This is a genomic window from Bradyrhizobium sp. BWC-3-1 (genome assembly GCF_032917965.1).
Classification (GTDB): domain Bacteria; phylum Pseudomonadota; class Alphaproteobacteria; order Rhizobiales; family Xanthobacteraceae; genus Bradyrhizobium; species Bradyrhizobium canariense_D.
Map to the genome: position 1 here is coordinate 3,535,928 of NZ_CP136625.1, position 25,691 is coordinate 3,561,618.

A 25,691-nucleotide genomic window follows, 5' to 3' on the forward strand; every position below is an offset into this window, starting at 1 on the left:
CCTTAAGGTCTATTTAATGGTGCCGCCACGCGGTCTGCTTACCTCCGTTGCATCAATGATCGAGTGAAGTCTCCCCGCGGGAGAGTTGCTCATCCTGGCGACGAAAGGCCGACGATAATGGCGAAGATCGATGAAGTGAAGTCCGGCTCCCGCATCGAAATACAGTCGGAGAATGGCGCCTACCGGCCGACTGTTTCGCTCCGCAGCCGCCTTCGTGCATGCCGAAGTTTCCTGCTCACGCCAGGCTCCAGGCCCGAGCGTTTTGCCGGCACCCGGGCGTTCGGCGGCGATGCTATCATCATCGATCTCGAGTCGACCGTGGCTCCTGACGACAAGCGCCACGCGCAAGACGCGGGGCTGGCCTTCTTTCGTGAACCGGCCGCAGCCGATTTTATGCGCATCCTTCGCGTCAACAGTCCGCGCTCTGTGATCGGGCTCCGTGACCTGCTGGCCCTGCTCGACGCCGGCAGCCAGCCCGATGCGGTCATACTTCCCAAGTGTCAATCGGCGGACGAAATCCGTGTCGTGTCCGATATCCTGGATGGCTCCACGATCGGCATCATCCCCATGGTCGAGCTCGCCCGGGCGGTGTTCGTCGCCGAGCTTATGGCCGATGCCCATGAGCGTGTTTGCGGCCTGTTCCTGGGTGGCGGCGATCTCGCCGCCGACCTCGGCGTGGAAGGCACATGGGAAAACCTGCTGTATGCGCGATCCAGGTTCGTGGCGGCGGCGGCCAGCACCGGCATTGCCGCCATCGACGTGCCCTACTTCAAAGCTGACGAGGCCGGGCTCAGACAGGAAGCGATGGCGAGCCGCAAACTCGGCATGACAGGAAAGGCAGCACTTCACGCCGAGCAACTCGCCGTCATTAACACCGTCTTCACGCCCTCGCCGGACGCCGTGAGCCACGCACGTTCTGTCGTCGCTGCCTGCAATACCGCCGGCCGTAGCGCGCCGGTTCTAGCCGGCCATGTCTTGGAGCCGGCAATGTTACGCGAAGCCGAGCGCGTCCTGGCGATCGCGAGGAAGTCGCATGGCGTCTTGCAGAAACCTCACTGAGATTGTTCGCGAGATCACGCCGAGAATACGCCGCGCAAGACGAATTCGATTTCAATCCGACTGGCGACATGAACCCATGCTCAACACCATCTCAACGACTCTCGTGCCGGTCGCGTTCGTCATTTATCTCGGCTATCGCGCTGGAAGCCATAACGCCTTTGCGCGCACCGACCGAGCCCTGTTGACCCGGCTGGTTCTCACTTGGCTTTTGCCCCCATTGCTGCTTGCCGGAATTCTGCAGGCGCCGCGCACGGATCTGACCAACTACAGAATACCGCTGCTCTTCGTGGTGGGGCTTATGGTCCCATATCTCACGGTGCTACTCGGCTGCCGTTTCGTGCTGCGCTACGACCTGCGAACCTCCACGCTGAGGGCGAGCCTGCTCGCCTTCCCAGACATGGTGTTCATGGGAATTCCGATCCTCGGACAGTTGTTTGGACCCTCGAGCCTGTATCCTATTCTCATTGCCAATCTTGTCCCGTCCCTCCTCATTCTTCCCCTTACGACTGTGTTGCTCGAGGTTGGCTCGGAAAGGCAACAACGCGCCGGACCGCGAGCGTTCTTCAAAACGGTCGCCAAGGCATTACGCGAACCACGGGTCTGGGTGCCATTCATCGGCATTGTCCTCGTGCTTCTCGATCTGCGTATACCCGAATTCGTCATCAGCTCGCTGAATCTCGTCGGCAGCGCGACCACCGGGATTTCCCTGTTCGTCGCCGGTCTCATCATTGCCGAGGAAAGGGTTGAGCTGACGAGGGCGGTGGCCGTCGACGTTCTTATCAAGAATCTGGTGCATCCCGCCGCGATGCTGGCCGCCGTATTGGCCTTCGGAGTGAATGGCGTGCTCGCGCGGGAGGCTATCCTCCTGGCGGCGCTTCCTTCCGCCGTTATCACGACCATGTTTGCGGAAGAGCACGGTATTCTAGAGTCCGAGTCCTCCACCACAATCCTCGCGACGCGAGTGCTCGCCTTCGCCACTATCCCGATCATGATTGCGGCAACGCATCATTTGGCGGACGTGTGAAAACAGGTGCGTCATGATTGTAGTTGATGAGTTCGCCACGATCCGTCCGGATGACGCTTCCGACGAAATGGTCAAAGTCAGAAGCTTACTGGCTGCCAATCATCTCGGGCTGGATAGCCAGGTCGAGGCATTCGTTGTGTGCCGCCGTGACGGAAGGATCGTCGCGTGCGCCGGCCTAGATCACAACGTCATCAAGTGCGTCGCCGTGGCAGATGAGTTTCGCGGTGAGTCGCTCAGCCTGCGCCTCGGCAGCGAGGCGGTCAAACTGGCGGCCGAGTGCGGCCAGTTTCATCTGTTCTTGTACTCGCCCCCGCATAACCGGCCGTTTTTTCGCGGTTGGGGTTTCTATCCGTTGGTTGAGGTTCCCCAACTCGTGGTTCTGATGGAGAACAGCCCGATCGCGATCCATGCCTACTGCGACAGGCTGCGTCAACAGCGGCGGCCGGGACGCAAGATCGGCGGCATTGTCCTGAATGCGAATCCTTTTACGCTCGGCCACCAATACTTGGTGGAGCGGGCCGCTCGCGTTTGCGATTGGCTCCATGTATTCGTGGTCAGGGAAGACGCGTCGTTGTTCTCGTACGCCGATCGCTTTCGGCTCGTGGAGGCAGGCGTAAAGCATCTCGAAAGAGTCAGCCTGCATCCAGGCTCCGAGTACATCATTTCGCGCGCGACATTTCCTGGCTATTTTCTGAAAGACCGGGCGCTTGTCGATCATAGCTGGGCCGCAATCGATCTGCTGCTGTTTCGCGAATACATCGCGCCGGCGCTGGGCATCAGCCATCGCTACGTGGGTACAGAGCCGTTTGACACCGTTACCGAGACATACAACGCCGACATGAAGCATTGGCTGCAGTATGCAGCCTCCTCGGCCGCTTCAGTCACGGTGATCGAAATACCCCGGGCCTCCGTCCGCGATGTCCCCATTTCCGCATCCCAGGTCAGGCGATTGTTGGCGCGGGGGGAGTTCCCCGCCATGCAGGACCTGGTCCCCGCACCGACTTTGCAATTTCTTGAGCGGACATTTTCCGCATCCCGCAACGTCACTAAGGAGACCGAAAGACAATGAAAATCGTCAAGGAAGCTATTTCCGGCACTCTGGAATCCGGCGACGTGCTGGTCAGGGTTGCTCCAAGCGAAAACGGCACGCGCGATATCGTGCTCAGGAGCGAGGTAATCAAGCAATTCGGCAAGCAGATCAGGCTTGTCGTCGCCGACACGCTTGACAAACTTTCCGTCAGCGCTGGCTCTATCGTCATCGAGGACAAGGGCGCACTTGACTGCGTGATCCGGGCGCGTGTCCAGGCGGCGGCGTTGCGCGGCTGCAGCGTGGAAGAGCTGGACTGGCGGAGGCTCGCATGAAGCTGCGCCGCAGTATGCTCTTCGTCCCCGGTGACAACGCCGCAATGCTGAGCACATCCTTTGTCTACAGGCCGGATTCGATCATGTTCGACTTGGAGGACGCCGTGTCGCCACGCGAGAAGGACTCGGCGCGGCTTTTGGTGTTTCAGGCGCTGCAGCATCCAGCTTATCGCGACATCGAGACTGTCGTGCGGGTCAATTCGCTCGAGACCGGGTTCGGACTGAAGGATCTGGAGGTCGCCGTTAGGGGCGGGGCCGACGTGGTGCGTCTCCCCAAGACGGAGAATGCTCAGGCGATTGGTGAACTCGAAGCGCACGTGGTGCGGATTGAGCAGGCGTGCGGCCGCGCGGTCGGCGATACCAAGATCATGGCCGCAATCGAGTCGGCGAGCGGTGTAGTCAATGCTGTGTCGATCGCGACGGCATCGCCTCGCATGATCGCAATCGCACTGGCGGGCTTCGATTACCTCGTCGACATGCACACCAAGCGCAGCAACGGGTGGCAGCCTGAGTTGTTCTACGCCCGAGCCGCGGTGCTCCATGCCGCCCGCGCTGCGCGGATCGATGCCTTCGATGTGGTCTACGGCAACGTCAGCGATGACGATGGCTTCCTCCGCGAGGTCAGGATCGCGAAGCGGCTCGGGTTCAACGGCAAGTCGCTGATCCACCCTAAGCAGGTCGAGCTTCTGCACAAGGCCTATGCGCCGACTACAGACGAAGTGAGCCGTGCGAAACGCGTCATCGCGGCGGCGGACGAGGCCCACCGAAAAGGGCTTGGGGTCGTTTCGCTGGACGGCAAGATGATCGATCCGCCCGTCATCGAAGAGGCCGAGATGACCTTGCAGCTTGCCGATGCATCCTGAAGGAAACCACGATCATGAAAGACGATGCTATGACGACCGCCATCGCGTGCCTGGCAGCGCAGGAGTCCGCGTTACCCAAGCTGCAGCCGTTCACGAGCGCGAACGCCCAGACGCCGTTTCTCGCAACCAAGGAGACGAAGTGGCACCGAAAGATCTGCGGATCGCTCGAGGAGGCGATCCAGCGGTCAGGACTGCAGGATGGGATGACCATTTCGTTTCACCATGCGTTCCGCGAAGGCGACAAGGTGGTCAACACGGTTATCGATACGCTCGCCCGGCTCGGCTTCAAGAACCTGACGCTCGCCTCGAGTTCGCTCCTGAACTGCCACGATCCGCTGGTGGAGCACATTAAGACCGGAGTCATCACGCAGATCTATACCTCCGGCATGCGCGGCAAACTGGCCGAAGCCGTCTCGAACGGGTTGATGAGGAATCCCGTTCAGATCCATTCGCATGGTGGCAGGGTTCACCTCCTGCAAACCGGGGAGCTGAAGATTGACGTCGCATTCCTCGGCGTCGCCTGCTGTGACGAGTTCGGCAACGCCAATGGATCGCATGGCAAGCTGAGTTGCGGGTCACTCGGCTATGCCAAGGTCGACGCCGACTACGCGCGGCAGGTCCTTTTGCTCACTGAAGAGCTGGTCGACTTTCCGAACCGCCCGGTCAGCATCTCGCAGGATCGCGTCGACCTGATCGTCAAGCTCGATCAGGTCGGGGACCCCTCGCTGATCAGCGTCGGTGCTGCCCGGGTCACAAACAATCCGCGGGAGCTGCTGATCGCGCGTCGGGCAACGGATGTCATCGAGCATTCCGGGTATTTCATTGACGGTTTTTCGCTGCAGACCGGCTCCGGGGCGGCATCGACGGCCGCCACCCGTTTTCTCGAAGAGCGCATGAATTGCAAAGCCATCAAGGCGAGCTTCGCGCTCGGCGGCATCACGGGAGGCATTGCCGATCTTCACAAGAAGGGCCTGATCAAGGCTGTCGTCGACGTGCAGTCGTTCGATAAGGATGCGGCGGAATCGCTTCGTACGTCCAGCGCGCATCTTGAGATCTCTGCCAATGAATACGCCAATCCGACCTCCAAGGCGGCCTATGTGGATCGCGTCAATGTGGTGATCCTGAGCGCGTTGGAGATCGATGTCGACTTCAATGTCAACGTGATCACCGGCTCCGATGGCGTCATGCGCGGCGCTTCCGGCGGACATTGCGACGTCGCTGCTGCCGCGGATTTGACCATCGTGGTGGCGCCTCTGGTGCGTAGCCGCATTCCAACGGTGGTCCGCCGTGTGACGACACGGCTCACACCCGGCGAGTCGATCGATGTCTTGGTCACGGATCATGGGATTGCGGTGAACCCGACGCGTCCGGAAGTCGAGAAGCGGCTACGGGATGCTCGCCTGCCGATCATGACGATCGATGAGTTGCGCGAGAAGGCTGTCGCACTGACCGGCGAGCCGGAGCCGCTTGAATTCACTGAGCGCATTGTCGGCATCGTCCGTTACCGGGACGGCAGCGTGATCGATGTGGTTCGGCAGGTGAAAGGCTGACCATGCGCGCGCAGGTCCGGACGGTCAACGCGGCCGAGGTTGGTCTCGAGGAGATGCTGGCGGCCAGAGAGCAGCGGGCAACTCGCCAGGCCGCCGCCCTGGCGCGGTTTGGCAAGCCACTGGTATCCATGACCATGGTGATGCCAGGGCCGGTCAAGGACGGCCCCTTGCCGCGGCGAGTGCTCGACCTCGCCGTTCAGGAGATGGAGGCGGCGTGTCGCGCGAGGGGCTGGCGCATCTTGTCCCGAAAGGCCTTGTGGCAAAAGACCGGCCCCGAGGCGCTCTCCGTCATCGATGCGGACGCGCTGTCCCTAAAATTGGCGATGATCGAGCTGGAAGACCATCACCCGCTGGGCCGGCTCTGGGATCTCGACGTGATCGCGCCCGGACAAGCGCAGCTGTCGCGTCAAAGTTTGGGGGAGTCGCCGCGCCGGTGCCTGGCATGCGGCCGGCCGGCCCGCGTGTGCGGCCGCTCGCGCCGGCATCCGCTCGGGCAGCTCCTAACCACGATAGGTAGGATCGTTCATGAATATGATCTCCGCGCAGTCACTTAGTGCACCCTCCTATTCGGGCCGGCGCGGACGTGAGGCGTGCATCGGCGATGCCATTGCCGAATATGCCGATCAGGCGCTGCTCACGGAGCTTATGCTCACGCCAAAGCCCGGTTTGGTTGATCGCCGCAATTCCGGTGCTCACCGTGACATGAATATCGACACATTCCTGGCCAGCGCACGGGCCATTGCTCCCTGGTGGTCGCGGTTCGTGGCGATAGGTTATTCGAGCGCGCATGTCAGCGCGGGCGCCGCGTTGCCTCTGGTGCGTCCCACGGGCGTGCTGTGCGAGCAAGCGATGTTTCGGGCAACGAGCGGAGTCAACACGCATAAGGGGGCGATCTTTTCGCTCGGCCTGCTCTGCTTTTCGGCCGGCCGTCTCCAAGCCCGCGGTACAGAAGTGACCAGAGAGCGCTTGTGCGGCGAGGTTGCGTATATCTGCGTCGGTTTGGTCGATCGAGAGCTCAACCGCACCGCTCCGACGCTGACGGCAGGCGAGCGTGTCTTCCGACGTTTTGGATTCGCAGGCGCCAGGGGTGAAGCGGCCTCCGGCTTTGACACGGTGCGCACGGCCGCACTGCCGGTCTATGACCGCGTGCGGGAGGACGGTGTCGACGAAGGCACCGCGCTTTTGCATGTGCTGCTGCACCTGCTCGCGGTCAACAATGACACCAATCTTATATCACGCGGAGGTCTCGCCGGCCTTGACTATGTCCAGGCTTACGCCAGACGGCTTCTGCGAGACGAAGGCGTTCTAGCGCCCGGCGGGGTGGAGAAGATGGCGCTATTTGATGATGCACTGATCGCGCGTCACCTCAGCCCGGGCGGGACCGCAGATCTGCTGGCTCTGACCTGGTTCCTGGCTCAATTCCCGAAATGAAGTAAATTATTGCGCGAGGCGCCAGCGCTCTCGCTCTCCACGGCCGCTCTCGACTGCGTGGGCCATATGAACGAGGCGGTTCCGTTGACGTGCAGCTAGGCGAGGGGCGTTGGATCGAGCGCGACGTCCCCCTTTGTCGGTTAGGCCGCCCTATTGCGGGCCGGCGGTGACATGAATTCGGGCCCGACTGGATCGCGGACGGTGGCTTCGAGGATGCGATTGATCTCCGCTTTCGCCGCGGCATCGATACGCCATCCGCTTATCTGGTTAATCGGTTGCAACTGGTCTGGATGGCGGGCGTCCCATAGCGAGCTCGTAATTCCCTCGTCAAGCATCCAGCGGATCGCCAGGTGGATGACACGCTTGCCGAACCGTTTTTGGGCGAGCTCGTCAAGTCGTCCGACAGCGGCAAGATATTGTGCAAAACGAGGCTGCCCGAATTTTGGATCGCTGCCGCGAAGGTCATCGCCAGTAAACGCTACCTCAGCGCGCATCCGGCCGGACAGGAGGCCACGGCACAGCGCGCCATAACCGAAGGTCGCAATGTTGTTATCGCGACAGTAGGGCAAGATTTCTGCCTCGATGCCGCGCTCGAAGAGATTGTAAGGGGGCTGCACGACATGCAGTGGCGCAACCCGACGGAAGCGCTCCATCTGCATCACGGAAAAGTTGCTGACGCCGATTGCGCGAATCTTGCCCTGCCGCAGCAAACTGTCCATCGCCTCGGCAGTCTCTTCGATCTCCACAAGGGGATCCGGCCAGTGCACCTGGTACACGTCGATATAATCCGTCCGAAGCCGTCGCAAGGAGTCGGCGACCTCCTTCAGGATGCGTGCTCGGGAGGCGTTGCGGAACACGCGTCCCTGGCTCCACTCAAGACCAACCTTGGTTGCAATGACCACGCGTGCGCGCAGATCGCCTTCTGCGAGCGCCTGGCCAACGAGCTCCTCGGAGTGCCCAAATCCGTAGGCGGGAGCGGTGTCGATCACGTTGATGCCGCGTCTGATGGCGGTCCGGATCGTCGCGATCGATTCGGTCTCGTCGGTCCCGCCCCACATCCAACCCCCGATCGCCCACGTGCCAAGTGCTACGCGCGACACGTAGATGTTGGTGCCAGGAATGTTGACGTGTTCAATTTGCAGCTCACCTTTATCGGGTCGATCGAGCATGAAGCGCCTCCTGTTGTGTTGGGCTTCCGAGCTTTGTCGTTGCAGGAGGTTTCCCGGCCACGACGCTCAGTCCGGCCTCCTCTGCGGCCAGCAGGCCAAGCGCAGACCAATCCAGCTCCGAGTATCCGCGCGCTATTCCGGTGATGAAGCGGTCGCGAACGACGCTGAGAGTCGGCATCGGCACGCCTGCCTGCTCCGCTTCCTGGAGCACCAGCCGCATATCCTTGAGCGCGAGTGGGAAAACGAGGCCGCCGGTGCGGTATTGTTGTCCTGCGATCTTGCTGCCATAAACTTGAAGGAAGCGGCTTCCGAACATTGTGCCGGTCATAATGGCCAGCAGTTCCTCGGCATCGAGCCCGCGTTTGCGGGCGAGCGCACAAATCTCTCCCAAGATTTCCAGATTGGCCGCGATCATGGCGTTGCCGGCCAGCTTGATCAAGTTGGCCGTGGCCGGAGTGCTGCCTACCGTAAACGTATGCTGGCCGACCAGATCGAAGATCGGCTGACAGCGCGCGAGCTCCGGCGGCGTGCCGGCCGCAATGACAAACAGTTGACGAGCCTTCGCGGCATCAGGATTCCCGAACACGGGGGCTGCAACATAGCTCTGTCCATTCCGTGCATGTTCGCTTGCCAGTTGGGACGCTGTTGTCGGGCTGATCGTGCTCATCGAGAGATGGATTGCGCGCGGCATCAAGCCCATGAGCAGGCCGGCAAATCCAAGATCCTTCTGACCGAACGCGATCTGTTCAACGGCTGCATCGTCGGGCAGCATGCTAATTACCAGCTCGCACTCGAACAGGTCGCTAAAGTTTGTCGTCGGCCCAAGGCCGAGCGCGGCGAGGAGGCGTTTTTGCTCTGAGCGTCGGACAAAGGCGACCACTTCTTGACCGGCAGCGGCGAGATTTGCTGCCATCGCTGTCCCCATTCGTCCGAGACCGATAAAACCGATCCGGCCTGCGTGCGGCGCGCGTCGTCCGCCGGTCCCCGAATTCGCCTCTGTATTGGCCATCGACCGCTCTTTCCTAATGTTTGTTCGTGGACCGGATCGCCACGCCGTCGAGTGCATTCAGGGCCGACGTCGCGAATACCGAGTGTAGTGCCGGAGGCAAATCCGATTAAAAACGAGTTCAGGCGATCGAAGGCCGTTTGATCCTGCCGAGAGTAAGCGCGGCGCCCTGATCTTTGCTCTGCATCGCGTTCTCGCCGTCAGCCGCAGTATGGTGGCCAGAGATTGCGCGGACGACCATAGTAGAGATCGTAGCAGTCAAGTCCGTTGTCGAAGTTGGCACCGTACCTCGGCCAGACGCCGCCGAAACGGTGCACGTAATCATGGTGTAAACCCGAACCATAGGCACCAACATGATTGCCCAAGCCGATGCGGCCGCCGCCAAAGCCACCCATGTGGGTGCCACCGATTGCACCCACACGGACACCTCCACCGAAGCCGCCCATATGACCACCTCCAAAGCCGCCCATGTGGCCGCCACCACCACGTGCCTCTGCCGTCGCCGTAAGCAGGCTTGCCGCAAGTGCCGTCGTAGCCAGCATTGTCAACAGTCGTTTCATCACGTCGTTTCCTTGAATGGGCAAAGCACCAGATTTTCAGCGTTTCGAGATCAGATCGAATGTTTTCTCTCCGAAATCACCGCCGGTATCGGCTTCTCTGTCAGCAAGTGCGAACCGCGGCAGGCAGTTCAAAGGAACATCTTCTCACGCCGCTTCAAAACGACGAGAGGATCTCGATAGAACGAGGGATCACCGGACTCGTTAGCTTTCGGCTTTCTTAGCGCCGCACGCCTGCATGAGCGTCTGCCGATTTCACCGTGGCGCATCCGACGCAATGTCGATCGGCCGACGCACAGCCGGTCTACGCAAGCAACCGACTGACGAATCAGCGGCATGTCGAGAAGCGCTCGACGCCGCGCGTGGGCTCAACGATCCGACAAGCCGTTTTGTCCTTCCGCCGATTGAGGGGGGTGGTCGTCGCGGGCGGCTCACAACGCGTTGAATGGCCGCGAGCAAGTGTGCGTTTAGAACCCAGATATCTGCTCGCATCTCGTCTGAAGCGGCTCAAGCTCGTGGGCCGCTTGCATCCAGAGGAGAAGTTCGATGGCCAAAATCAAGATAATCGTGGGTGCATTGATCGCTACGGCGATGCTCGCAACCCCCGGCGCGGCTCGCGAGAGCAACATTGCTAAGCGGCACGTCACGCGTGAAGCCAATCCAAGCGCTTTCAATGCCTTCCCATCTATCGACAACCGGGCCGGCATTCCAACGTACCACGTCGACGCACCTGAGAGAGCCCCCGGGGGCGTTTGCGACTTCGGCGATAACCCGATGATATGCTGATAATGGCGTACTGCGGCATGGGGACGACTCTCAAGGTCGGTTAGGAGGTCACCGTTACAACCGGACGCTCGTTCAAAGGCGGACGAGTTGGTGAGAGGCGCCATCCAGCCAAACACGCATCGGATGCGTGCGCGGAAGAAGTGACATGACAATGTTGGCCAATGATGCAGCGGTCGAGATTGTCGCTCCTGGGCCGCGCACTGGTTGCCGCCAACACGCAATCGGCATTTCATCAAGTACAATCAGTCAAAGGTGACGAGGCTCGTCAAGCTCAGTTGAATTTTCTGATTGCGGTGGCAAGCGAAGCTCTCGTCAAAGCAATCGGTTTATAGGCAGAAACGTCGACGGTCCCACTCGAAAAGGGCAGTTGCTGCAGCATAGTCGAAAGCCTGCCCAGATCGCAGGAACGTATCAGCTATGGCCACAAGATGGGCACATTTCTCCCTTCTCCAGTTCCCTACTTGGAGCCAGTCACTGTGAAATCATTCCTTCTTTTGTCTGTCGGCCTCGCCGCGACGACCTTGGTCTCCTCACCAGCGGTTGGGCGAACCATTTCCGATGAGCAAATGATGAAGCTGGATCTCGGGGCCCGCGTCGAACAACGCTGCAACAGGCGCGCGATGGGTCTTGTTGGACGCGAGCACCTCGGCTTTCACCCGGACGAACTCGTTGCCTACGCTTACGGCGATTCTCGAAGCTCAGGCGCCGTCGTTGATGCGTCAGGAGCGGCGGTCCGGAGCGGCAACGTCTGGTATCACCTCGCCTATTCGTGCCAGACCTCAGCCGATGGCCTCAAGATCGAACGGTTCAAATACTCGCTCGGCGGTGCCATCCCAAAAGGCGATTGGGCCGAACATTACCTCGTTGCACCTTGAGCCTACGTTGTGAAACGCTGATCTCCAGACGCCCGTAGGAATGCGAGCTGCTTGGACGCGTGATGTCATCCGAGAGGGCAAGAAGCGCCACGAGCACGGAGAATGTATCAACCACACTGGCGCTTACGCAGCCTATCTGCTTGAAGGCAACTTCAGATACTGAAGCTCGGCTCGGCACGCGTTGCTGAATTCTCGCAGGGGATCCAGGGCACCCTTCTCCATCCCAGCTCTGATCTCGGCCAAATCCCTGTTCGGCTCGAGATAAGTTTCGACAATACTGCGGATGACGCTTTCGCCGCTCGCAATCACCGCTGCCGATGACAGGAAGCGCATCTTTCCAATTATCGCGAAAACACCCACGAAATCGCTGGGTTGAGGGCTGTTATGGTCCAATGCGTGGGCGAGGAGACGCAGGCGCAACAGCATCTCTTCTTCCGGAACCTCCACGCGGCGCTCGGCCAGTAGCTTCTGGGCGCGAGCGAAGATGCCTTGGTCCACGATCGGCTCGATCGCCGCAGCGCCCCGGACCCAAGCGTCATCCGGATTTTTGACCAGCTTCTGCCCCAAGCGTCTTGAGGTGCGATTGTAGACGGCTTGCCGATGTAGTTCTCGTTCCCGAGAATGGTGGGTATCATGCCGTCGGTCCAGGGCCGACCGTTGTGATTGGCGATGCCCGCATCGTTCAGTTGGCGACTGATGTCGCTGTAGGATTTCCGGCAGTTGACGAACTGATCGAAGATTTCCCGGATCACGGCGGCCTCTTCGGCTGAGCCGTGCTGGAGCCGAACGCGATCCGACTGCAGAGCCTTGAATTGTCCCTTTTCGAGAACGGCCTTCGGATGCTCGCTTTCGTCGACCATCAAGCGTCGCAGGCCGTACCCGACGGGAGCGCCAACACGGTATCCAAGGCTCGCGACCCGGCAGTGTCCGGCGTGCACCTTGACGGAGAGCTCCCGGACCCACTCGGCGGCCATGCCGCGCTTCAGGCTTTTCGCGATCCCGGAAACAAAGGTGCCGTCGTTCTTGAAGATCTCCGCGCAGTATTCGACTTGGACGCCGCTCCGCTTGCACAGGAATTCGTAGTAGGCACTCTCGTCGACATCCTGGAACCGGCCCCAGCGACTGACGTCGTAAACCAAGATATGGTCGAAGTCGGCTCGACCCGACTGAACATCTTCGATCAGCTCGATGAGACCAGGACGCCCCTTGATCCGAAGCCCGCTGCGGCCCTCGTCGCGATAGGTACGCACAATCGTGAGCGCGTTCGTCTCGGCATAGGCGGCGATGGCCGCCATCTGGTTCGCGATCGAGTAGCGCTGGAGCTCCCTCGACATTCGAACGTACTGCGCAGCACGGCCTGCCCGGGATCGCCTCGCCAAGCTTGTCCCTTTGGGAACAACGAGCCAATTACCCATGCACCCCTCCTGCCACTTCGGAGGTACCTGCGAGTGCAATTACACCTTCCACGGTCGGGATAGCAATGCCGAGCAGCCTGCAGGGCACCGGGGCGCGCCTCATGCCGGCACCGGAAGTTGGCATTGTGCACAGGGCCGCGGAACACGGAGACAAACCTCAGCCCTGCCGATTGCGAATCCCTGCTGCGTGCTAACCGCCCGGAACGAGAAGGCAGGCGAAAGGATTCGTCCGGCGGGAGTTGATCTGAATGCTGATGACGAAGGAAAGACGGCCGGCGATCAGAACACTGCGCGGATGGGCGCTCGGCGTGCTGCAGGAGGCGGGCGCCGTTCACGAATGCGAGGAGCATGGCTGGGCAAAGGAGCGGGCCGACCCTCACGCCCGGGAGCGCGCGTTGGACATCGCGAGGCAGGAGCCTCCAGACGGCTTGTCTCCAGACCAGGCTGTCGCCGAGGTCCGCGGAGTGCTGGATTCGGTCGGCGATACCTGCCCTGAATGCCCGCCCGACTGAAGCGCACCAACAACCCACGGCCCGACGCCGCTGTCGATGATCAAGGGATCAGGGGCGCCGCCGTGGTGCCAAGATGCTCAGCAGCAGCGCGTACCCGGCCAGCGTGCTTTCGCCGCTGCTCCGCGAACTCCGCTGCGTCAACCGACGAACGCACCTTGTAGCCAGCCGCCGTCAAGCGGGCGCACACCCGCGGAACTGCCGCAGCACTGGTGTCGTCAGATTCTGCCTCAAGGCCGATCAGTCCATTCAGATCGTCGATGAGGCGCAATCCTTCGCTTCGGAGCAGGATCGCCGGCGCTCGGCTCTCGCGGTCCTCGATCAGCAGTTCGAACATCAGTGCGAGGTCCATCATGGCTCCGAGCGTTGCAGGCCAGCCCGAGCCCACGCCGACGGATCGGAAGTAGATCAGCGATGGATGGGAAGCATGGCTCTGCAGGACGGTGGCGCACCAATCCCGTCCCCTGTAAAGCACGCGCCTGATCTCCTCCGGAGAGTTGAGGTCAGCATAACGCTCCAGCAGTCCGAGAGCCGAGGGCGGCTGACCCGCAGCCGTCGTAAGTTTAAGTATTCCGGCATCGCGGCGGGAAATGCCTTCTTGCACCTGGAGCAGGTATGTGACGGCCATCGTCAGGACCGAAAGGCCCGAAAGGCCGGCTAAGACGAGGGCCCAGCGGGCCGGACCGTGGGCCTCGATGCCGCTCAGTCCCACCGTACACAACGCGCTTCCGACGATGAACAGTGCCTCCTGGAAATCGGCTGGCGGCGCGAACCAATCGCCCAGCGCATGCGCGATCAGGCCGAAGCCCAGCCACAGAAGCACCATCCAGATCAGGAAGGAGCCCATGAGGATCGCCGGCGCAAAGCTGGTGGAGACCCCGCTCTTGCCGCGGCGGGCCCACTTCCAAATCGGGAGCATGATGGCGAGCAGCCGTCGCGCCACGCGGAGCGCGCCTCGGCTCTCACCGGGCACCACCACCGTATCGAATACATCGCGAAGGGCGAGGACGACCAGGACAATTCCTGCGATGATCTCGACCGTCTGTATAATCATGGAGCGCCGCCAAGCGAGATGTGCTCGAACTCGTCACAATTGGGCGCGTGGAGGATCAGCAATCCCGCCCAACAGGCCAGAACCGAGGTCAAGACCGATCCTGCGGAGATCGTTCTCCGGCTGTCCGCTCGTCGGTCCAAATGCATCGGCGCATTTTCAATTAACCAGCACCAACCCCACGGTGCCGCGGCCGTTCCTATGCGCAGCTGCTCGGAGCCACCCTGTGCTTGGCCAAAGCAATCCGTACTCAAGCTCTGCTGGGTTGCTGACTTTGTTGATCTCAGGCTGCAGTGGCCTCACCCGAGCATCAACTGAAGTCTCGATCAGATCCTGTGCAGGAGCTTCATCTCGGCCGCCAGCCGGAAACTTCGTTTTCCGGCGAGCGCCGTCGCCTCCCAAATCGCGCCGTTGGCCTCGCAGCTGCCCGAAAAGCCAATGCCCACTTCGTACCCGCCGAAGATCGCGTCGCGAGCCGCCGTGTGTTCCTGGTTGACGATTTCACCGCGCCAGCGGTTATCTGCAGAGGAGTAAGAGCCGAGATAGTAGAAGAAGGCGTCTCCGCCCAGCATGCGGCCGTCCTCCAGCAGCATCACACCGGTCAGTCCGCCGTCAATCCCATCGAGCGCGCGGATGCGCAGCCCGTAAAGGCCATTTGGGATGCCGCCGTTGCCGACCTTTCCTGGCGGCGGCAATGACTCCTCATCCAAGCTGGTCATCACGGAATGCATCACTTGATCAGGGAGCCGGACCGGAGAGGCGTCGAAGTGATAGGAATCGCCAACCGCACGGCCGCGCAGGATCAGCTCGTCATCGTCCGCACCATAGAGCTGCCGCACCTCGGGATTCATGGCATGGCGCCGTCCGGCTACGCGACCGACGATCACGCCATCGATCTCTTCGTAGCTTCCTACGTGCGCGAAAGCCGAGTTTCCCCCCAGCATGCGGCCACCGCGCACATGCATGACGCTACGGTTCAGCACGGGGCCAGCGCGATACTCGCATTTGTACAACCCGTCGAACAACACCCTGTCCCCGCTGCGCCTACGTATTTGTAGCCGGTCCGAGGGTAGGCGAAAAGGCACAGCAAGAGCAAGCCGCCGCCTTAAGGCTCGCCTTGATCATGACCCTCGCACATGGGATTCATCTGGCGAGGAGCGAATCCCCGAAGCAGGCAAGCAGGGCGGCCGGGCCGGGATATATCTGGACGCATCCAGCCTGCCTCAGCGAACTCTCGGTGAAGCCGCCGCACAGCACGCCGACGATCGCGATCTGCGCTTTCCTCGCCGCTTCGGCATCGTAGGGGTGTCACCGATCGCCACCGCATCGTGGCCCTCAACCTCAAGCTTGTTCAGTACCGCTTCGAAGATGTCGGGACCGGCTTCCATTCCTGGACGTCGTCCGACGAGGTCGTCACGTCGACCAGGTCGCCGATGCCCGCGATCTCGAGATACTTGGAAAGCTCATCCTTCTTGGCGGAGGAAGCGACGGCGATCCGGACGCCGGCATCCTTCACGCGCCGCAACAGGTCGGGGACTGCCGAGAATGGGCGAACCATCGGCAGATACTGGGACTTGAAGCGGTTGCTGCGCCATTCCTCCATCTCGTTGCCGTGGTCCCGCTGCGCTTCTTCGGACAGGAAGTGCGGAATGAGCTTATCGCCGCCCTTGCCAATCTGGCCTCTCGCCTGCTCGAAGCTGACATCGTGGCCGAATTTCACCATCGCTTAGCAATCGCGAGATATGACCAGCTGACGAATGTGCTCGCGGCTTCCCGCGCATGCCACATCAAGTGTACGCCTTGGAAAGATTGGGGAGCTCGGGGCGGAAAAGTTCATCGGCGGCAGCTATGTCTAACGCCTCGGATTGCTCGCGGGGTAGACATCGGCCAACGGACCGCAACTCCTCCGTATGATTGCGGCACGACAGCGCTTCACGTTCTGCCAAACAGTATTGAACTATGACCACAATCCTGCTTTTCATTGATTTTATTGAGGTTTTCGGTCCGGCGATCTGTTTTTGTGTGGCACTCTTGCGTGGCGCCGTAGCACTGAAATTAGCTTAGAGCAGCCGCGATTGCATCACCTTTATTCACGTCGAATGTGACATGAGCAGTCTCGGCGCGAAGGTCGATCTCAGGACACCTGATGGCCCTCCCGCTGCATCGAACCCGCGCGGCTGCCTAGGGAAGTTAGTGGCTTCCATCGACTATCAGATCGGCAGGCCAAACTGCGGCTCTGCCAAGCCCTCCCCTTGCAGCGAGGAGAGTGAGACGTCCAACAGCCGGACCAGCCTGGGAAGCGGCATCGCGTTTTGAAGCAGTGCGATGGACAGCGCTCGAGGTCGTCTCTGCTCGAGACCACCACGGAGACAGACCGCTGCGGGTGATGATCCCGAAGTCCTTGAACTTTATCTTCAGCGTGTCCGTCCGGCCCGGTGCGCCCTTGTCCTCGCAGTGGGGCTTAGACTGATCCCGGATACGCAATCAGCGGGCCCGTACTCGCCGAACAGGCCGAAAGGCTTGCCACGGAAGCCTCCGCAGGATCATATTCGCAGTTCTCCTGAGTTAGCCAGCGCGTCGAATCCCTTCAGCTAAATTCTCTGCACGGCTCCTGCGTCTCGAACCCGATGCCGCGCTCCATTCCCGCCTGTCCGGGTTGCAAGAAGCCGAAAGTTGCAATTGCAACGCGCCCTCGACGTCGCGCTGCTTCAAATGCGAATCCGCCGGCTGATTCCGCTCTGTGCCTCCGGCATCGCACCCTCTCCCCCGGCGTTCCTGGAGAGTGCTGCTTTCAGCATATTCTCAATTCTCATTTTCGATTTCTTCGAGGGGCTCACTGCTGGCACTCTTGATTCCCGGCCGAGTTCGTGGAGCGGCTCGCCCAAGTTTTGCGACCCGACCCCTAACCGGTAAAGCGCCATGCCGCAATGACAACCGAGATCAACGATCCGAGCCGCAGCGATGCGTAATAAACTTTGTCATCGTACTTGTCGAAAAAGCTCTGCTGATTGCCATTGTACTAGAGTGGCCGCCGTCGCCCGATCCGGCCGCCACCGTAACGAAAACCGGCTTTGCGAAATAGCGATACGTATAGCAACCCACGCCAATGATGACCGCACTCACGATCCGGATGATCGTTATCCTCAGTCACCGAGGCCACTGATTGACTGCGAGGCTCGTCATCGCATTCCAACTATCATCGAGCCATCCAGCCGATTGCTTGGGTGCGCCTCGGCGGCGTTGTACTCCGCCGGGTGCATTCGAGCAGCGCTATCGAGCCCATTGGCCGAGCTGAAGGCACGTCAAGAGACTGACGTAGCTAGGCGTGCCGCCGACACTTTCGTTGGCCGTGCAGCTTGCTCGGCTTGGCGTCGGGAATTTTGACCATTGGCTTGCAAGCGTCTGACGAGCCTGCTGTTCGTCGCTGATGCAGCTCTTTGTCGACTCTCGGACGGTTAGCCCTGCCGTGGCAGCAATGTCTAGCTTGCAGTTACGAGCGATATCGAACCTTGGCACCTGGTCGGCCACCGCAACAACCAATTGCGAACTCACGACGATCATTGAAATCGAAATAGGCATTGTCGCCTCCAATCTTGATGTTTTCACAGTAAAACGAGAAGAACTCACTGAGAGCTTGAGACGGCGATCGACACTCCTGCGCAAGTTACATCGCTAGGCTTTCCCGGCATTTTCCCGAAACTCGCGTGGCGTCACGCCGGCCATGCGGCGGAAGGCTCGGGCAAAGTGAGCTGGGTCCGTGTAACCGGCGGCAAAGGCTACATCGATGATCCTGGCGTCCGTCTTCCGCAGCAGCTCGGCGCCTTTCTCGAACCGGACCTGATCGAGCAAGCGCGAATATGTCAGGCCCGCGCGTGCAAGTTCGCGCTGTAGGCTTCTCACGCTTGTCCCGGTGATTTCCGCCATTTCTGCGATGCCGGGAACGCGCTCATCGAGGTAGGACGGAAGCATCAGCTTGAGCGCCGTCACGATATCGGTGCTGATCGGCTCAAATTCGCGCTGCGATGAGCCTGAATTCGCGGCGTTCGCCGGGTGAGGGGTGCGCAGCAGCGAAATGGGCACATCGATCCAAGAGGCTTTCTGACCGGAAAGAAAGCGGGTGTAAGGCCACCGGGCTTGAGTCTCCACGCCCGGCATGTAACGGGCTCCAAAGGAGATAGTCGCGGGCGTCCAGTGCGGCCCTGCGAATTGGCGAACACAGTAGACCGCCATGACGTTCTGGACCCATTGCGAGTGCTCGAGATGCAGCACTCCGTCCGTTCCGGAGTTCGTGCTGCAAACCCTCAAATGGTCATTATGACGTTCCAGCCAGTAACGGACGAAGGTGTCTTCGAACTGGACAAGCCGGCACCATTGCTTCAACGCAGCGAGCAATGTCGGCGCTTGGCGAATTGACGCTTGGAGCTGTTCGCTGAGATGGCCAAACTGCAGTCGTTGCACGGCACGAAACCCAAAATCCGCGAGGCCGTGTGATGCCTGTGCTGCGGTTACGAACTGGAGCGCAGGGATGAGCGGGAAATAGTCATTAGGCTTCTGCTCCGGATGAATAGGCAGGCCGAACCTGGCCAGCATCCGTTCAGTCGGGGCGCCGGTATCGTTCAAGACATCAACGAAAGGTGCAAGCAGGGCGCAGCGCGCCAGTACGATGGCCTTCATGGTCGTGCTGCCGGGACGTTCACGGTTTCCCGCTGTCCCGGCCCTCCCAAGGTGATGCAGCCGCGCGCCGGCTTCGTGATGCTACTTTAGAATGAGCGTAAGATCAACTTTCTCGCGCTGCACCGCGGCATACAGTCCAGTGCAACGTCATAGTGAGGGCCGACGAAGTCGACGTTTGGCGCGCGATGGCCATACGGCACGACGCTTTTCCCGTACACATTCATGAATCCGCCGGCAGAGCCGAGGCGCAGCGCCACGTCATGAAACGAGTCTGGACGCCGTCCCGATACGCCGTTCGGGGGGCCATCGCCGCTTCGCTGCGCGAAAGCGGTTCGACGCTGCCGCACACGGCGCGCCGGCTCGGCATCAGCACTCGCTCGCTTCAGCGCCGCCTCGCCGAAATGGGCACGAACTACGCTGAACTCGTGGCGGAAGTCCGGCTCGACACCGCGTGCCATCTGCTGGTGGAATCCGACGAACGCATCGCCGATATCGCTGCGCGTTTGGGTTTTGCAGGTGCCAGCAGCTTCAGCCGCAGTTTCGTGCGCTGGATGAAGATTCAGCCGGTTGCCTATCGACGCCAGCAGTCGGCCCAGCGGAGCGGCACGGAATAGCGTCCTACTGCCAAGCCGGCTGGCAAGCGCCTCTCTCGAAGTGATTAGCTGAGTCGCGTGATTGGCGCGAAATGGCAAGACGCCACTGCGTCGACGGATCATTGTGTAGGCGCCGATGACGAGTTTGATCCTCGTCAATGAACTAACGCGGGAGCGCGTAATGCGATCGGAAGGCAGCGAGAACGCCAGGCAGTTTCAAAGTTCGGTGCATGTCAATCGTCCGTCATCTACGCAGCAGATACTGCACGAGGCAAGCATGATGCGGCATTTGGAAGCGCCGCACGTCGGTCGGATGTGCTAAAATTTTCGTTAGAGTGTCTTCAAAGCGGTGCGACTAGAACAAAACCTTGGTCGGAGTTCGAGTTTTGTGCTAACAAGATACTCGTGGAGGTAGCCGAAGCATCACCCCTTCGAAGTCAACCTTTTGACTGCAAGCCTACACCTATAATTCCAGCGCCTGTTTTTTGATTCTGCGGACGCCATGCGGCGTTAACTGCAGCCGACGTCGCACGTCCTTTTTCATGCGCCCGATCTCTCGCTAGTCGAACCTTTCAATAAATCGTTCCGTGTCAGGGATAAATGTCATGCGTACCAGCAGATTGAGCCAGATCTTCGCAATGCTTGTCGTGACCACGCCGTTGTTCGGTGCCGAAGCGGCGCTCGCACAGCAGGCGGCCGCGCCACCTTCGATGAAGACAATCGGCGCGCCATCCACCGCAGCCAAACCGGAGATCGTGCCGTCGCTGTTCGTGCTCAATTCACGCGGCGCGACGTTGCAAGGCGACACACTCGTCTTAACCGGCGTCTCGCCCAGCTCGATCATCTTTGCCGACCGTCCGGTGCGCTCCGCCGGCCACCAGCCCACCGTCGATGTGATCGCGGAATGGGGATCGGGCGACGACAGCTTTGCCAAGAATCCGCCGAACGCCACCGTGTCCGCCCTCGGCAAGGATGGCTTGGTGAAGGATGCCGTCGTGGTGCTGAAGACACCGAAGCTCGAGGGCGACAAACTCACTTTCAATGTTCAGATCCTTGAGGGCGATCTTGCAAGCGCCGACGGCGGCGCTGCCGTCTTCATCGACATCATTGGGCGGCCGTTTACGCCGATGTCGTTTGCCGGCGTTGCACGTCGCTCCGCGTTTCGCGGCGCGATGTATGCCGGCGCTGTAGGAGCGGCCGCGTATGGCGCCACTTACGCCCCGTATGCCTACGCTCGCCCGGCCTGCGGCTACTATCCCTATCCGCCTTGCTACTGAGAGGTCCGCGAAAGCTCGAAATACTCTGCGACATGAGTGGGCATTTGCAGGTTCGTCGCTGTAGGGCTTGATCAACCATGAAGCTGCAGTGGATTCTCAGAACTCGATCGAACAACAAAGGAATATCGCGAATGTTGACGAAGCGAGATCTACTTCGCTCCGCCGCGGCGATTGCAGCTGGCGCCGCGATTGCCAGGCCAAGTCTCCTGATGGCGCAGAACTACCCTGGCATCATCGAGGCCAAGGACATCGCCGAAGAAGGCTTCATCTACGGCTTACCGCTCGTGATGTTTTATGCGGTCATGCAAGAATTTGCCGTGGACAAGAACTCCGGACAGTTCAAGGCACCGTTCAACGAAATCAACAACCAGCACCACGTCTCTACCCCGGAGGATACCGCCGTCATCACGCCGAACAGCGACACCCCTTACTCGTTGCTCTGGCTGGATTTACGTGCTGAACCAATGGTTATCTCGGTGCCGATGATCGCAAAAGACCGCTACTACGCGGTCCAGCTTATCGACGGCAACACCTACAATTTTGGCTACATCGGCACCCGCGCCACGGGGACCGAGCCGGGCGACTACCTGGTGGTTGGCTCCGACTGGAAGGGAGAAACGCCTAGCGGCATCAAGAAGGTCTTCGGATCGACAACGCCGTTCCCGCTCGCGCTTATACGCACTCAGCTCTTCGACCCGGGTGACATGCCGAACGTCGAGAAAATTCAGTCCGGCTACAAAGCACAGCCGCTTTCTGGCTTCCTTAAGCGTCCAGCCCCGCCCGCCGCGCCGACGATCGAATTCCTTCCTGCCACCACTGCGGGGATCAAGGATAACTTCTTCCAATATCTTGACGCGGCCCTGCAGTTCGTCCCTGAGACGCCGAGGGACCAAGCAATTCGCGCGAAACTTGCGAAGATTGGCATCGGTCCCGGGAAGACCTTCGCATTCAAGAAACTCTCGCTCGAACATAAAGCCGAAATCCTGGTCGGTATGAAGCAGGGTGACGACAAGGTCGACAAATGGCTGGCTGGTGGAAATAAAAACATCAACGGCTGGAACGTCGGTTCGTTCTTCGGCGATGAGGCGTTCTACAACGGCGATTGGGTGATGCGGGCCGGGTCTGCCAAAGGGGGTCTCTTGGGCAATGATGCCGTCGAAGCGATGTACCCCTATACCCGAACGGACGTGACCGGTGAGCCGCTCGATGGCAGCAAGCACAAGTACACCATCACCTTTGCACCCGGCGAGTTGCCGCCGGTGAACGCGTTTTGGTCCGTGACGATGTACGACGGCAAGAGCCAGCTCCTGGTCAAGAATCCGATCAAGCGCTACCTCATCAACTCTCCAATGTTACCGGCGATGAAGAAGGACGCAGACGGCTCGGTGACGCTGTACATCCAAAAGGACAGTCCCGGTGCGGACAAGGAAGCAAATTGGCTGCCGGCGCCGGATGACAAAATCTATCTCGTGATGCGCCTGTATTGGCCGAAGCCCACGCCGCCTTCGATCTTGCCACCGGGCAAAGGGACATGGCAGCCGCCCGGTATCAAGCAGGTCGCGTGAGGATCCGCGGAATGGGAGGAGTGATGTCAAGCGGCGAAAGTTGCGGGCGCCGAGGGCGGGGCTGCTCTCTTCATCGACATCGTCGGGTGGCCGTTACGCCGATGTCGTTCGCCCGGTTGCACGTCGTTCTGCGTTCTGCGGCGCGATGTATGCCGGCGCCGTGGGCGTCGCCGCATCTGGCTGCATCCTATTACCCGTACGGGCGACGGCGTGCGGCGACTATCCTTATCCGCCTTGAAACGTCGCAACACTGCGAAAGAACGCACTGATCTAAACCTTCGAACACGCAGGGAGACTTGCAAATGCTGGCGAAACGCGAACTGTTTTGGTCCGTCGCACTGGCTGCAGTTACTGCCGGAGCGCGGCGGGCTCTGAGCACACGATCAATCGTATCCATGATCTCGGCGCTCGCCGTGGCGGCCATCCTGGGTGCGCCAGCCATGGCCCAACAAGTCACCGGCACGCCGGGTTCGGCTGGCGCGACGAGCACCATCGACGGCAGGTATCTCCCGAACCCGCCGCCGCCCTTCCGGGGCGAGATCAATCCCAACGCCGTAGACTCGAAGCCTTATTGGCCAGCGATTACCGTGCCGCCCAAGGGCGCGCCGAACGTCTTGTTGATCATGACCGACGACGTCGGCTTTTCCGCGCCGTCCACTTTCGGCGGCGTGATCCCGACTCCGGCCCTGGACCGCATCGCCCAAACGGGTCTGCGCTACACGGCCTTCCACACCACGGCGCTCTGCTCGCCGACGCGGGCCGCGCTCCTTACCGGCCGCAATCATCACTCGGTGTCCACGGGTGTCGTCGTCGACCAGGCGACGGGCTACCCCGGCTACAACAGCGTCATCCCGCGCGACGCGGTCGCCATCGGCGAGATTCTGCGGCAGAACGGCTACGACACCTCGTGGTACGGCAAGGATCACAACATACCGCAGTGGGAGGGAAGCCAGGCCGGCCCCTTCCACAACTGGCCAACCGGGGCCATCAAAGGCTTCGACTACTATTATGGTTTCGCCGGCGACGACACCAGCCAGTGGCAGCCGAACAACCTGTTCCGCAACACCACACCGATCCAGCCCTTCCTTGGCAATCCCGGCTGGAATCTGATCACCGCCATGGCTGACGAGGCGATCGGGCGCATCAAGATGCTGAATGAGGTTCAGCCCGACCGGCCCTTCATGATCTACTACGCGCCCGGCGGCACGCACTCGCCGCACCATCCCACAAAAGAGTGGGTGGACAAGATCAGCAACATGAAGCTGTTCGACGAGGGCTGGAACAAGCTGCGTGAAACCATCTTCGCCAACCAGAAGAAGCTCGGCGTGATTCCGCAGAGCGCCCAGCTCACCGCCTGGCCGAAAGACCTTCCACAATGGGACACGCTTTCGCCCGAGGCGAAGAAGCTCTACATCCGGCAGGCCGACGTCTATGCGGCGTATCTCGCCTATACGGACAACGAGATCGGCCGCGTGATTCAGGCGATTGCGGACGCCGGCAAGCTTGACAATACGCTCGTCATCTACATCAGCGGCGACAACGGCTCTAGCCCCGAAGGCACCGTGCACGGCCTGTTCAACGAATTCGCCGTCGCGAATGCCGTGAACCCGACGGTCGAAATGAATATGAAGTTCTACGACGCCTGGGGCTCGGACCAGACCTACCCACACTACGCGGTGGGCTGGGCATGGGCCTGGGACACGCCGTATCAGTGGACCAAGGAGGTGGCCTCTCATTTCGGCGGCACCCGCAACGGCATGGCGATAGCCTGGCCCGCGCGGATCAAGGACGCCGGCGGCATCCGCAACCAGTTCCACCATGTGATCGACGTCGTACCGACGATCCTCGAAGCGGCCGGCCTCCCCCAGCCGGTAAACGTCAACGGAATCGCGCAGAAGCCGATTGAAGGCGTGAGCATGGCCTACACCTGGGACAAGGCGGACGCGAACGCGGCGGGCCAGCGGACGACGCAGTATTTCGAAATGTTTGGTTCGCGTGCGATCTATCACGATGGATGGATCGCCTCGGCACCTCCCGTCCACGCGCCCTGGGTCTTCACCCTCGACAAGCCGCCCGCGGATGTCATGAACGGCTTCCCGTGGGAACTCTACAACATCAGCGAGGACTGGACACAGTCCAACAACCTCGCCGCCAAGATGCCGGAGAAGCTCCGGGCCATGCAGCAACTGTTCGCGATGGAAGCGGCGAAGTACCAGGTCTTCCCGCTCGCGGACACACGCCTCGAGAGGTTTATCTCGCCGAAGCCGAGCTATACGCCAGGGCGGACTCTGTTCACCTATTCGGGCGAAGTGAGCAATGTGCCGTTCCCGGAGACCGGCTCTGCGCCGAGCCTGCTGAATCGGTCGTACACCATCACGGTCGAGGTCGAGATTCCAGAAGGCGGCGCCGAGGGTATGTTGATGACCGACGGCGGCCGTTTCGCCGGCTACGGCTTCTACCTGTTGAAGGGTCGACCCGTGTTCACCTGGAATCTGGTCGGCCTGGAGCGCGTCAAGTGGCAGGCCAAGGAGGCACTGGCGCCGGGCAAGCACACGCTGCAGTTCGACTGGAAAGTTGACAGCCCCGGCCTGGGCAAGGGCGGCACCGCGACTCTGAAAGTGGACGGCATGGTCGCGGACAGCCATCCAATGCCGCGCAGTCTGCCAATCACGCTCATGTGGGATGAGACCTTCAACGTCGGCCTCGATACCGGCACGTCGGTCGATGACCAGGACTATCAGGTGCCATTCAAGTTTACCGGCAGGATCAACAAGCTGACAGTCAAACTGGGACCGTCCGAGATAACGGTCGCAGAGAAGGAGAAGATCGAGAAAACAAGGCGGGACAAGCAATAGGGTTCGTCGGCGAAGCTGGCGGGCAGCCCATCGCAGGGCTGCCCGTCATCAATCGTAACCGGTACGAGTG

Annotated in this window: 23 protein-coding genes; 15 read left to right on the top strand and 8 right to left on the bottom strand. The window is 60.7% G+C overall.

The features are described from left to right. Positions 1-117 precede the first annotated feature (117 nt). The 8 genes from RX329_RS16965 (at position 118) to citG (ending at position 7,289) form a co-directional block, all read left to right on the top strand. Positions 118-1,059, top strand: a complete 942-nt coding sequence (locus RX329_RS16965) for an HpcH/HpaI aldolase/citrate lyase family protein (RefSeq protein ID WP_085384968.1) — start codon at positions 118-120, stop codon at positions 1,057-1,059. A 76-nt stretch (positions 1,060-1,135) separates the two neighbouring features. Continuing rightward, the gene (locus RX329_RS16970; RefSeq protein ID WP_158091698.1) at positions 1,136-2,083 is read left to right on the top strand and encodes an AEC family transporter; all 948 of its coding nucleotides are present in this window, start codon (positions 1,136-1,138) and stop codon (positions 2,081-2,083) included. A gap of 13 nt (positions 2,084-2,096) precedes the next feature. Next, positions 2,097-3,152 (top strand): [citrate (pro-3S)-lyase] ligase, encoded by a 1,056-nt coding sequence (gene citC / locus RX329_RS16975; RefSeq protein WP_085384966.1) that lies wholly within the window; start codon positions 2,097-2,099, stop codon positions 3,150-3,152. Then, positions 3,149-3,445: a citrate lyase acyl carrier protein gene (citD, locus tag RX329_RS16980; protein WP_085351470.1), complete on the top strand. Its 297-nt coding sequence runs from the start codon at positions 3,149-3,151 to the stop codon at positions 3,443-3,445. Before citC ends, citD begins: the two co-directional genes overlap by 4 nt. Next, positions 3,442-4,308: an aldolase/citrate lyase family protein gene (locus RX329_RS16985; protein WP_085384965.1), complete on the top strand. Its 867-nt coding sequence runs from the start codon at positions 3,442-3,444 to the stop codon at positions 4,306-4,308. The genes citD and RX329_RS16985 overlap by 4 nt, the downstream gene beginning before the upstream one ends. A 14-nt stretch (positions 4,309-4,322) precedes the next feature. After that, a complete protein-coding gene (gene citF / locus RX329_RS16990; RefSeq protein ID WP_244561275.1) occupies positions 4,323-5,858 on the top strand; it encodes a citrate lyase subunit alpha in 1,536 nt (511 codons plus the stop codon). A 2-nt stretch (positions 5,859-5,860) separates the two neighbouring features. Further along, a complete protein-coding gene (citX, locus tag RX329_RS16995) occupies positions 5,861-6,412 on the top strand; it encodes a citrate lyase holo-[acyl-carrier protein] synthase (RefSeq protein ID WP_085351467.1) in 552 nt (183 codons plus the stop codon). Continuing rightward, a complete protein-coding gene (citG, locus tag RX329_RS17000; RefSeq protein ID WP_240544060.1) occupies positions 6,384-7,289 on the top strand; it encodes a triphosphoribosyl-dephospho-CoA synthase CitG in 906 nt (301 codons plus the stop codon). Before citX ends, citG begins: the two co-directional genes overlap by 29 nt. Positions 7,290-7,429: 140 nt before the next feature. On the opposite strand, the gene RX329_RS17005 is transcribed toward citG, so the two are convergent. From RX329_RS17005 to RX329_RS17015, 3 genes are all read right to left on the bottom strand, one after another. Next, complete coding sequence (locus RX329_RS17005; protein ID WP_094183665.1) at positions 7,430-8,458, bottom strand: aldo/keto reductase; 1,029 nt, start codon at positions 8,456-8,458, stop codon at positions 7,430-7,432. After that, positions 8,439-9,467 (bottom strand): NAD(P)-dependent oxidoreductase, encoded by a 1,029-nt coding sequence (locus RX329_RS17010; protein WP_158091699.1) that lies wholly within the window; start codon positions 9,465-9,467, stop codon positions 8,439-8,441. Before RX329_RS17010 ends, RX329_RS17005 begins: the two co-directional genes overlap by 20 nt. A 197-nt stretch (positions 9,468-9,664) precedes the next feature. Continuing rightward, positions 9,665-10,024 (bottom strand): hypothetical protein, encoded by a 360-nt coding sequence (locus tag RX329_RS17015; protein WP_317246159.1) that lies wholly within the window; start codon positions 10,022-10,024, stop codon positions 9,665-9,667. 543 nt (positions 10,025-10,567) lie between these two features. Between RX329_RS17015 and RX329_RS17020 the strand changes: the two genes are divergently transcribed. Together RX329_RS17020 and RX329_RS17025 are read left to right on the top strand one after the other, a co-directional pair. Continuing rightward, positions 10,568-10,807: a hypothetical protein gene (locus tag RX329_RS17020; RefSeq protein WP_143273888.1), complete on the top strand. Its 240-nt coding sequence runs from the start codon at positions 10,568-10,570 to the stop codon at positions 10,805-10,807. Positions 10,808-11,373: 566 nt separating this feature from the next. Further along, complete coding sequence (locus RX329_RS17025) at positions 11,374-11,682, top strand: DUF930 domain-containing protein (protein ID WP_094183666.1); 309 nt, start codon at positions 11,374-11,376, stop codon at positions 11,680-11,682. A 341-nt stretch (positions 11,683-12,023) separates the two neighbouring features. Here the strand turns inward: RX329_RS17025 and RX329_RS17030 are convergent, their stop codons facing one another. Then, positions 12,024-13,016 (bottom strand): recombinase family protein, encoded by a 993-nt coding sequence (locus RX329_RS17030; RefSeq protein WP_198957607.1) that lies wholly within the window; start codon positions 13,014-13,016, stop codon positions 12,024-12,026. 329 nt (positions 13,017-13,345) lie between these two features. Here RX329_RS17030 and RX329_RS17035 point away from each other — a divergent pair, with 329 nt between their 5' ends. Further along, the gene (locus RX329_RS17035; RefSeq protein ID WP_085357472.1) at positions 13,346-13,609 is read left to right on the top strand and encodes a hypothetical protein; all 264 of its coding nucleotides are present in this window, start codon (positions 13,346-13,348) and stop codon (positions 13,607-13,609) included. Positions 13,610-13,649: 40 nt separating this feature from the next. Here RX329_RS17035 and RX329_RS17040 read toward each other — a convergent pair whose 3' ends face one another. The 4 genes from RX329_RS17040 to RX329_RS17060 form a co-directional block, all read right to left on the bottom strand. Next, positions 13,650-14,660, bottom strand: a complete 1,011-nt coding sequence (locus tag RX329_RS17040; protein WP_085384960.1) for a hypothetical protein — start codon at positions 14,658-14,660, stop codon at positions 13,650-13,652. Between the two features lie 323 nt (positions 14,661-14,983). After that, complete coding sequence (locus tag RX329_RS17045; protein WP_085384959.1) at positions 14,984-15,682, bottom strand: GrlR family regulatory protein; 699 nt, start codon at positions 15,680-15,682, stop codon at positions 14,984-14,986. Between the two features lie 326 nt (positions 15,683-16,008). Continuing rightward, positions 16,009-16,380, bottom strand: coding sequence for an HAD hydrolase-like protein (locus tag RX329_RS17050; RefSeq protein WP_244561274.1), 372 nt, complete (start codon positions 16,378-16,380; stop codon positions 16,009-16,011). A gap of 1,949 nt (positions 16,381-18,329) precedes the next feature. Next, positions 18,330-19,331 (bottom strand): helix-turn-helix transcriptional regulator, encoded by a 1,002-nt coding sequence (locus tag RX329_RS17060; RefSeq protein WP_085351166.1) that lies wholly within the window; start codon positions 19,329-19,331, stop codon positions 18,330-18,332. 260 nt (positions 19,332-19,591) lie between these two features. On the opposite strand from RX329_RS17060, the gene RX329_RS17065 reads away from it, so the two are divergent. From RX329_RS17065 to RX329_RS17080, 4 genes are all read left to right on the top strand, one after another. Next, complete coding sequence (locus RX329_RS17065) at positions 19,592-19,945, top strand: helix-turn-helix domain-containing protein (protein WP_085351167.1); 354 nt, start codon at positions 19,592-19,594, stop codon at positions 19,943-19,945. A 584-nt stretch (positions 19,946-20,529) separates the two neighbouring features. Then, positions 20,530-21,201 carry a hypothetical protein gene (locus RX329_RS17070; protein WP_410706316.1) on the top strand — a complete coding sequence of 224 codons (672 nt, stop codon included), beginning with the start codon at positions 20,530-20,532 and terminating at the stop codon, positions 21,199-21,201. Between the two features lie 131 nt (positions 21,202-21,332). Beyond that, positions 21,333-22,766, top strand: a complete 1,434-nt coding sequence (locus RX329_RS17075; protein WP_085351168.1) for a DUF1254 domain-containing protein — start codon at positions 21,333-21,335, stop codon at positions 22,764-22,766. A gap of 395 nt (positions 22,767-23,161) precedes the next feature. Next, entirely contained in the window at positions 23,162-25,621 is a 2,460-nt protein-coding gene (locus tag RX329_RS17080) for an arylsulfatase (RefSeq protein ID WP_317246422.1), read from the top strand. Positions 25,622-25,691 lie beyond the last annotated feature (70 nt).